We start from the raw sequence: 5,645 nt of genomic DNA, 5'->3' as shown, positions 1-5,645 counted from the left end.
CCCTTCCGCAGCTTCTCCGGCCACGCCGGCGCGGTCGCGCTGGCGCTGATCATGCTGCCGGTGGTGGCCCGCACCACCGAGGACATGCTGGCGCTGGTGCCGCACGCGCTGCGCGAGGGCGCGCTGGCCGTGGGCGCGCCGCGCTGGCGCGCGACGCTGATCGCCTTCAAGGCGGCCCGCGGCGGCCTGATCACCGGCGTGCTGCTGGCCGTGGCCCGCGTCAGCGGCGAGACCGCGCCGCTGCTGTTCACGGCCCTGAACAGCCCCTTCTGGCCCCGCTCGATGTCCGAGCCCGTCGCCAACCTGACGGTCACCGTCTTCCAGTACGCCATGTCGCCGTACGCCGACTGGCAGGCCAAGGCCTGGGGCGCGTCGCTGCTGATCATGGCCGCCGTGCTGACCACCTCGCTGCTGGCGCGCACCTTCGCCAGGGAGAGAACGCGATGAACGCCACGAGACCGGAATCCCGGCCGACGCCGCCCCTGGCGCCGCGTCCCCACGTCACTGACCGACCCGGCGCCGACTGGCCCGGCGCCGACCGGCCCGGCGCCGCGCCCGCGGACGCGCCGCCCAAGATCTCGGTCCGCGGCCTGGACTTCCACTACGGCAAGCAGCAGGCCCTGTTCGACAACAACCTGGACATCGCCGCCAACCGCGTGACCGCGGTCATCGGCCCCTCGGGCTGCGGCAAGTCGACGCACCTGCGCGTCTACAACCGCATCTACCAGCTCTACCGCGACCAGCGCGCGCGCGGCGAGGTCCTGCTCGATGGCGAGAACCTGCTGTCCCCGGCGACCGACCTCATCGAGCTGCGGCGCAAGGTCGGCATGATCTTCCAGAAGCCGACGCCGTTCCCCATGAGCATCCACGACAACGTGGCCTACGGCCTGAAACTGCACTACCGTCTGGGGAAGGCCGAGCTGGCCGAAGCCGTCGAGAAGGCCCTGCGCGGCGCCGCGCTCTGGGACGAGGTCAAGGACGCGCTGGACCGGCCGGGCACGGCCCTCTCGGGCGGCCAGCAGCAGCGGCTCTGCATCGCGCGCGCCATCGCCGTGCGCCCGGAGGTCCTGCTCATGGACGAGCCCACCTCGGCCATCGACCCCGTGGCCACGGCCAAGATCGAGGACCTGGTCGAGGAGCTGAAGAAGGACTTCACGATCGTCATCGTGACGCACAACATGCAGCAGGCGGCCCGCGTCTCGGATTACACGGCCTTCTTCTTCGAAGGCCGCATCGTGGAGTTCGGCGTCACGCGGCAGATCTTCACCAAGCCCGTGCACCGCCAGACCGAGGACTACATCACAGGCCGCTTCGGATAGCGGCGACGGAGGGGAACATGTCGGTCCATCTGCGGCGCGAGATCGAGCGCCTCAAGGTGCAGGTGCTGGCCCTCAGCGCCACCGTCGAGGAGGCCGTGTGGCTGGCCGTGCGCGCCGTGCAGGAGCACGACCCGGCCCTGGCCCGCGCCGTGCTGGCGGGCGACCGCGCCATCGACGAGCGCGAGGTGCGGGTCGAGGAGGAGTGCCTGAAGATCCTGGCGCTGCACCAGCCCGTGGCGAGCGACCTGCGCTTCCTGGTGACGGTCCTGAAGATCAACAACGACCTCGAGCGCATCGGCGACCTGGCCGTGAACATCGCGGAGCGCGCCATCCACCTGGCCCCGCACGAGGAGGCGACGACGACCTTCGACTTCGTGGGCATGGCGACGCGGGCCCAGGAGATGCTGCACACCGCGCTCGACGCCCTGGTCAACGTCGACCCGGCCCGCGCGCGGGACGTCTGCGCCATGGACGACGAGGTCGACGCCATCAACCGCGGGATGTACGGGCAGGTGCAGGCGGGGATCCGCGAGCACCCCCTGCAGGTGGACTTCTACCTCCAGCAGCTCTCCATCTCGCGCCAGCTCGAGCGCATCGCCGACCATGCCACCAACATCGCCGAGGACGTCATCTACATGTCCGAGGGGAAGGTCGTGCGGCACCACGTCGAGGAGTTCAGCGCCCCGGAGCGGGGCGCGACGCCGGAGCCGCCGACCGCCGGCTGAGCGGCGGCCGCCGCCCCGCGGACTCCCGCCCTGTACGAAACGGGGTGGATGTGCTAGCTTCCCGCCCGCGCGCACCCGCACCGGCGGCAGCCGGTTGGCGCGCAACCGGTCGGCGCCCGGCGACGGCGCGACATTCCCGGCGGTACTCATGACCCGCAAGACGACCCTGCTGGTGCTGCTGGCGACGCTGGCTTCCGTCCCCGCGCTGTGCGCCGAGGACGAGGCCCGGGGCGGCCGCGTCGGCGAACGGCTGCGGCGTCGGCTGGAGGCGGTCGCGGCGGATTCGGTCGCGACGGATTCGGTCGCGGCGGCGCCGGTCGTGACGGTCCCGGTCGTGGTGGCGCTCGGCGAGCGCCTGCACCGGCCCGACCTCGTCCTGCAGTTCTACCAGGGGCGCGACCACGCGCCGGCCTGGACCGGCGACCGCGGCCCGCTGGTCGTGGCCGATTCGCTGAGCGCGGCCCTGGCCGGCCTCGACGCCGACGGCCTGCAGGTCCGCGACTACCACCCCGACGCGCTGGCCCAGGGCCTCGCCCGCCTGCGCGACCGCCGCTGGTGGCGCGCCAGCCCCGACCCGGACGAACTCGCCGAATTCGACCTGCTGGCGACCGACGCCTACCTGCTCGCCGCGACCCAGTGCCTGGGCGGCCGCCTCGACCCGCGCGCCTTCGATCCCGACTGGATCGCTGGGCGCCGCACCGCCGACGTGGTCGCGGTGCTCTCGGGAGCCCTGGCCGCCGACGGCATCAGCGGTTCACTGCAGCGGTTGCTGCCCGCGCACCCCGAGTACGCGCGGCTGCGGCGCGCCTACGCGCAGTACCGCGCCCTCGCCGCGGTGGGCGCCTGGCCGGCGTTGCCGGCCGGCGACAAGATCGAGCCCGGCGACCGCGACCCCCGCGTGCCCCTGCTGCGGGCCCGCCTCGCGACCACGGGCGACCTCGGCCCGGGCGGCGCCCTGGGACTCGATCCCGAGTACTACGACGAGGACCTCGCGGCCGCGGTCCGCCGCTTCCAGGCCCGCTTCGGCCTCGACCAGGACGGCGTGATCGGCCAGGCCACCCGGACCGAACTCGGCGCGACGGTCGAGGACCGCGTCCGGCAGATCCGGGTGAACCTCGAGCGCTGGCGCTGGCTGCCGGCGGACCTCGGCCACCGCCGCGTCGAGGTCAACATCCCGGACTACCGGCTGCGGGTGCTCCACGGCGACAGCGTGGTGCTGGCCATGCCGGTCATCGTCGGGCTGCCGACGCGTCGCACGCCGGTCTTCAGCGCGAAGCTGAACTCGCTGGTGTTCAGCCCCGACTGGGAGGTCCCGCCCAAGCTCGCCATCGAGGACAAGCTCCCGCTGATCCAGCAGGATCCCGGCTACCTCCAGGAGTTCGGCTTCGAGGTGATCTCGGGGTGGGGGGAGAAGGCGAAGGTCGTCGACCCCGCCGACGTGGCCTGGGGCGACGTGCCGACCGGCAGCTTCCCGTACCGGCTGCGCCAGCTGCCGGGTCCGCTCAACGCGCTCGGGCTGGTGAAGTTCAACCTGCCGAACCGCTTCAACGTGTACCTGCACGACACGTCCAACCGCGGCCTCTTCGCGCGGGCCAAGCGGGCCTTCAGCGCCGGCTGCGTCCGCATCCAGAAGCCCGAGGAGTTCGCGGTCTACCTGCTGACCGGCGACGAGCGCTGGCCGCGGTCGCGCATCGCCGAAGCCATGGCCTCGGGCCGCGAGCAGGCCGTGCGCCTGCCCGCGCCGATCCCGATCCACCTGCTGTACTGGACGGCGTGGGTCGATCCGCGTGGGAAGGCCGTCTTCCGCCCCGACGTCTACCAGATCGACAGCCTGACGGCGACGGCGCTCGAGGCCCCCTACCAGTGGATCGTGGAACTGAAGCCGCCCCCGGACAGCAGCCTGCCCAAGGACGTGATCGCCGTCCCCTAGGCTACACCGCGCGGTCGCGGCCGCCGGCGCCCAGCCGGGCCGCGATCGCGAGCGTCGCGGCGAGCAGCGGCGTCGTGCGGTTGCCCAGGCCCGTCTCGGCCAATCCCACCAGCAGCAGACCTACCAGACCGGCGGCGACCCCCAGGGCCAGCGACGACCGGGACAGGCCGGCGTCGTGATCGCCGCCGACGTCCGCGGGGCGCCGGGCGGCGCGCCCGGCCGCGGCGGCGGCGGCGACCATGGCCGACAGGGCGAGCAGCGCCGCGGGCAGGCCCAGGCGCCGCGCCAGTTCCAGCGGGATGCTCGGCGCGAAGGCCTCGGGGCCCTCGCCGGCCAGCGGGTGCGCCGCGATCGCGGCGAACGATTCGCGCCAGGCGGGCAGCCGCGTGGAGAAGTAGTCCCCGGACAGCGAGGCCCGCAGCTTGTAGGCGAAGGAGTCGCCGGCCAGTTCCGGTTTCACCAGCAGCACGGCCGCGACGACGCCCAGCGCCGCCAGCGCGATCAGCGGCGCGCGCAGTCGGCGGCGGTCGCCGGCCAGCGCGGTCGCCGCGACGAGGATCGCCGAGGTCGCCGCCAGGCTGCCCATCGCGCCGCGCGAGGCGGTCAGGGGCAGGCAGGCCGCGGCCGCCAGCCAGGCGAGCGCGCCGGCCAGCCGCCAGCGCCGGCCGGAATCGCCGAGCCAGAGGGCCAGGCCCAGCGGCGCGAAGCTCGCCAGGTGCACGGCTAGGCCCACCGAGCCGCGGTAGAAGGAGCCCGGCTCCGCGTCCGAGCGGCCGACGATCGTCAGCAGGAACTCCGCGATGCCCCCCGTCGCCAGCAGGGCCACCGCGCCCAGCGTGGCGGCCGTCCACCAGCACAGGAGCCGGGGTTGCGCCGCTTCGTCGCTGCGGTCGTCGAGCAGCAGGAGCGGGACGACGCCCGCCAGGACCAGCAGGCGCACGCCGCGCACCCAGGTCGCGCTCGCGGGGCCGCCGCCCGGGCCGAGCGCCAGGGCGATCAGGCCGGCCGCGGCGAAGCCCAGCCACAGCAGGATCGCCGGCGCGGGCCGGACCCACGGTCGCGGCGCGAGCGCGCGGCGGGCCAGCCACCAGCCCGCCGCCGCGAGCAGCACGACCTCGGTGGCGTAGACCTCGCGGCCGGGAGTCAGGAAGCAGAAATCCAGCAGGGGACCGACCGGCACGATCGCCGCGAGCGGCCACCGCGGCCGCGGCTGCGCGAACCAGGCCAGGGCGGCGGCGCCCAGCAGCAGCAGCGGCAGCCGCCCGGATGCGGGGGCGCCGGTGCCGAGCAGCGCGTGGGCCAGCAGGGAGAGGCAGAGCAGGGCGCCGATCAGAGAGCTGATCTGAGAGCTGAGGGCGGCGGGCGCCGCGCGTCCGAGGCGGCTCACGACGCCGCCTCCCGGCCCCGTTCCCTCCGCCGTCGCGGCGGGAAGCGCCGGGCCAGCCAGCAGCCCAGGGCCAGGCCGGCGAGCCCGGCGGTGACGTCCAGGGCCAGGTCGGCCCCTGGTAGCCGGATGTATTCGAGGCGCGTCTTGGCGATGACGTCGAACAGTTCCTTGCCCGCGATCAGGGCGACGGCCAGCATCACCACGCGCCGCAGCGGCAGCAGGCGCGAGGCGCCCCAGGCGATCGCGGCCGCGAAGACCAGGTGGAAGAACCAGTCCACCGGCAC

At 74.2% G+C, this 5,645-nt stretch carries 6 protein-coding genes; 4 read left to right on the top strand and 2 right to left on the bottom strand.

Annotated features, from left to right (window positions below):
* The 4 genes from Q7W29_12865 to Q7W29_12850 all read left to right on the top strand — a co-directional run.
* Positions 1–447: ABC transporter permease subunit (locus tag Q7W29_12865; protein MDO9172710.1), on the top strand; the 447-nt coding region annotated here is incomplete at its 5' end.
* Entirely contained in the window at positions 444–1,319 is an 876-nt protein-coding gene (gene pstB / locus Q7W29_12860) for a phosphate ABC transporter ATP-binding protein PstB (GenBank protein ID MDO9172709.1), read from the top strand. The genes Q7W29_12865 and pstB, both read left to right, overlap by 4 nt.
* A 17-nt stretch (positions 1,320–1,336) precedes the next feature.
* Entirely contained in the window at positions 1,337–2,044 is a 708-nt protein-coding gene (gene phoU, locus Q7W29_12855) for a phosphate signaling complex protein PhoU (GenBank protein ID MDO9172708.1), read from the top strand.
* Between the two features lie 148 nt (positions 2,045–2,192).
* A complete protein-coding gene (locus Q7W29_12850; GenBank protein MDO9172707.1) occupies positions 2,193–3,974 on the top strand; it encodes a L,D-transpeptidase family protein in 1,782 nt (593 codons plus the stop codon).
* A gap of 1 nt (position 3,975) precedes the next feature.
* Here Q7W29_12850 and Q7W29_12845 read toward each other — a convergent pair whose 3' ends face one another.
* Positions 3,976–5,361: a hypothetical protein gene (locus Q7W29_12845; protein ID MDO9172706.1), complete on the bottom strand. Its 1,386-nt coding sequence runs from the start codon at positions 5,359–5,361 to the stop codon at positions 3,976–3,978.
* A partial coding sequence (locus Q7W29_12840; GenBank protein MDO9172705.1) for a hypothetical protein occupies positions 5,358–5,645 on the bottom strand: 288 nt, incomplete at its 5' end. The genes Q7W29_12845 and Q7W29_12840, both read right to left, overlap by 4 nt.

This window comes from bacterium, from assembly GCA_030654305.1.
In the GTDB taxonomy this organism is placed as follows: Bacteria; Krumholzibacteriota; Krumholzibacteriia; order LZORAL124-64-63; family LZORAL124-64-63; genus PNOJ01.
The sequence above is the reverse complement of the archived record's forward strand: the minus strand, read 5'-3'. Positions and strand labels throughout refer to the sequence as shown.